Source organism: Methylomonas sp. BG-2 (genome assembly GCF_057766305.1).
The window spans coordinates 1-3,186 of record NZ_JBYMAP010000338.1 but is presented as its reverse complement, the minus strand read 5'-3'; the positions used below and the strand labels follow the sequence as shown (position 1 = coordinate 3,186).

At 61.7% G+C, this 3,186-nt stretch carries 3 protein-coding genes; all 3 read left to right on the top strand.

Annotated features, from left to right (window positions below; all coding sequences use genetic code 11):
- Positions 1 to 157: 157 nt before the first annotated feature.
- On the top strand, positions 158 to 628 hold the full coding sequence (locus AC3B8H_RS19770) for a (2Fe-2S)-binding protein (RefSeq protein ID WP_488443233.1): 471 nt from the start codon (positions 158 to 160) through the stop codon (positions 626 to 628).
- Complete coding sequence (locus tag AC3B8H_RS19765) at positions 625 to 2,877, top strand: xanthine dehydrogenase family protein molybdopterin-binding subunit (RefSeq protein WP_488443232.1); 2,253 nt, start codon at positions 625 to 627, stop codon at positions 2,875 to 2,877. Before AC3B8H_RS19770 ends, AC3B8H_RS19765 begins: the two co-directional genes overlap by 4 nt.
- 6 nt (positions 2,878 to 2,883) lie before the next feature.
- The coding region (locus AC3B8H_RS19760) for an XdhC family protein (RefSeq protein WP_488443231.1) at positions 2,884 to 3,186 on the top strand (303 nt) is incomplete at its 3' end.

Sequence of the window (3,186 nt, the reverse complement as noted above, 5' to 3'; positions counted from 1 at the left end):
CCGCTTCCCGGTGTGCTTGCAGCCGGCGATGCGTCGAAGTTGACCGCGAAATCCCGGCTGGCGGGTGTCGCCATGCATTTCGGTACAAAATCTGCATTACGCGATCGATGCCGCCGAGTCGGCGGCGAACGAATCCAGTCAACAGGCCTTTAGCATCATGAGTGAATATCGATTAAACGTGAACGGCGTGGCGACGACCGTGGAGTCCGCCGGGAACGTGCCGCTATTGTGGATACTGCGCGACCAGCTCCATTTGGTCGGCACCAAGTACGGCTGCGGCGTCGGCCAATGCGGCGCCTGCACCGTGCATCTGGACGGCGTGCCCACCCGAGCTTGCATCACGCCGATTGCCGAGGTCGGTCAGCGGCGGCTAACCACCATCGAAGGCTTGAGCGCGAACGGCGGCCATCCGTTGCAAATCGCCTGGCGGGAACTGGATGTGCCGCAATGCGGCTATTGCCAGGCCGGGCAAATCATGACCGCAGCGGCACTGTTAACGAAATCGCCCCAGCCCAGCGATAGCGAAATCGACGCGGCGCTGGACGGCAACCTCTGCCGTTGCGGCACCTATTTACGGATTCGCGCCGGCATCCGCCGCGCCGCCCAACTGGCCAAGGAGGCGGTATGAGCGTCAGCGTACCGAGCAATCCCGCGCGCCGAGAGTTTTTGAAAACCTCCGCCGTCGCCGGCGGTGGCTTGATATTGGGTTTTTACGTCGATGTCGCCAGCGGTGCCGGTAAGGGCGTCGCCAAGCCGGGCACCCGCGACGCGGCCGGCGAGTTTCGTCCCAACGCCTTTATACGGATAGCGCCGGACGGCCGGGTGACCTTGATCAGCAAGCAGCCGGAAATCGGCCAGGGCATCAAAACCTCGTTGCCGATGGTGATTGCCGAGGAACTGGAAGTGGCTTGGCAAGATGTGAAGATTGTCCAGGGCGATCTCGATCCGATCTACGGCAGCCAGAGCGCCGGCGGCTCGCGCTCGACGCCGACCAATTACGAAGAATTCCATAAACTTGGCGCCACAGCCAGAACCCTGTTGATACAAGCCGCCGCGCTGACCTGGAAATTGCCGGCCGATACCTTGGTGGCCCGCGACAGCGCGGTGCATCATTTGCCCAGCGGTAGACGTTTGTCCTACGGCCAATTGGCGCCGCTCGCCGCCAAGCTGCCGGTGCCGCCGGCCGATCAGGTCAAACTCAAGGACCCTCTGGCATTTCGTTTGCTCGGTACCCGTATCGGTGGCGTCGACAATCCGGCCGTCGTCACCGGCAAGCCGTTGTTCGGTATCGATGTGCGATTGCCGGGTCTGCTGTACGCGACCTACGTCAAGTCGCCGGCGTTTGCCGGGAAGGTGCTTAGCGCCAATTTGGCCGAGATCAAAAAACTCCCCGGCGTTCGCGATGCCTTCGTCATCGAAGGCACCGCCAATCTGAAGGGCTTATTGCCCGGCGTGGCGATTATCGCCGACTCGACCTGGGCCGCGTTCGACGCCAGAAAGCAGTTGCAGGTGACCTGGAACGAGGGCGAGGTTGCGCAACAAAGCTGGAAGGGCTTTGCCGCTCAAGCCGAGTCGTTGTATCGCCAACCGGCCGGCGAAGTGCTGCGTAACGATGGCGATGCCGAGGCCGCGTTAGCCGGCGCCGCCAAAACGGTCGAAGCGAAATACCTTTACCCGTTTATTTCCCACGCCAGCATCGAACCGCAAAACGCCACCGCCTGGTTCAAGGACGGCGCCATCGAAATCTGGGCGCCGACCCAGAATCCGGAAGCCGGGCAAAAGATCGTCACCGAAGTGCTGGGTATCCCCAAGGACAAAATCACGCTGCACATTACCCGTAGCGGCGGTGGTTTCGGGCGGCGCTTGATTCCGGATTACATTATCGAAGCGGCGGCGATTGCTCAGCGGGTTAGCGGTCCGGTCAAGCTGACTTGGACCCGCGAGGACGATTTGCAGCACGATCAATACCGGGCCGGCGGCTTTCATTTTTTGCGGGGCGGTTTGGATGCGGCCGGCAAGTTGACAACCTGGCACAACCACTTCATCACCTTTTCGCATCCGGTATTCAAGGACGGCAAGCCGGTCGTCGAATTGGGAAGCGGCGCCAATTTATCCGGCGACGAGTTTCCGGGCCGTTGGGTACCCAACTGCCGGATCGAACACACCGCGTTGGCCTGCGGCATTCCGATGGGGCCGTGGCGGGCGCCGCGCAGCAATGTGCTGGCCTGGGTATTTCATAGTTTTATCGACGAACTGGCGCACGCCGCCGGCAAGGACCCTTTGGCGTTTCGCTTGGAATTGCTGGGCGACCAGGGCTTTTTGGCCGGTACCGGCGAGCAGGGGATTCCCTATGACGTCAACCGGATGAAACACGTGCTGCATCATGTCGCCGAAAAGACTGAATGGGGTAAGAGAGCCTTGCCGCGCGGCCAGGGGCAGGGCATCGCCTTTCACTTCAGCCATCGCGGCTATATCGCGCAGGTGGCGGAAGTCACGGTGTCCAAGGACGGCAAATTGACAGTGGACCGGGTGGTCGTGGCCACCGACATCGGCGCGCAAATCGTCAATTTGAGCGGCGCGGAAAATCAGGTGCAGGGCTCGGTGGTCGATGGCTTGGGCGCATTGATGTTCCAGGCGCTGGATATCGACCGAGGCCGCATCGTGCAAAGCAATTTCGGCGACTATCCGATGATACGCATCGGCGATGCCCCGACCAAAATCGACGTGCACTTTCTGAAAACCGATTTTCCGGTCACCGGCCTCGGCGAACCGGCATTGCCGCCGTTGGCGCCGGCGGTTTGCAACGCGATCTTCGCCGCCACCGGCATTCGCGTCCGCGAACTGCCGTTACGCAAAACCGATCTGAGTTGGAGTTGACGGCGCATGCCCAATAAACACCAACATTTGATCGCGGCTTACCGGGGGCTGTGCGAACGCGGCGAGGATGCGGTTCTGGCGACGGTGGTCGAGACTTTCGGTTCCACCTATCAAAAGGCCGGAGCCAGAATGGTCATCGCGCGATCCGGGGCGATGGACGGGCTGTTGGGCGGCGGTTGCTTCGAACGCGACCTGCTGGAGCAGGCGGAATCGGTGTTCGAAACCGGAATCGCCCGCTGCGTGTTTTACGACATGCGCGGCGCGGGCGACGACGTTTGGGGCTTGGGCATGGGTTGCGACGGCGCGGTG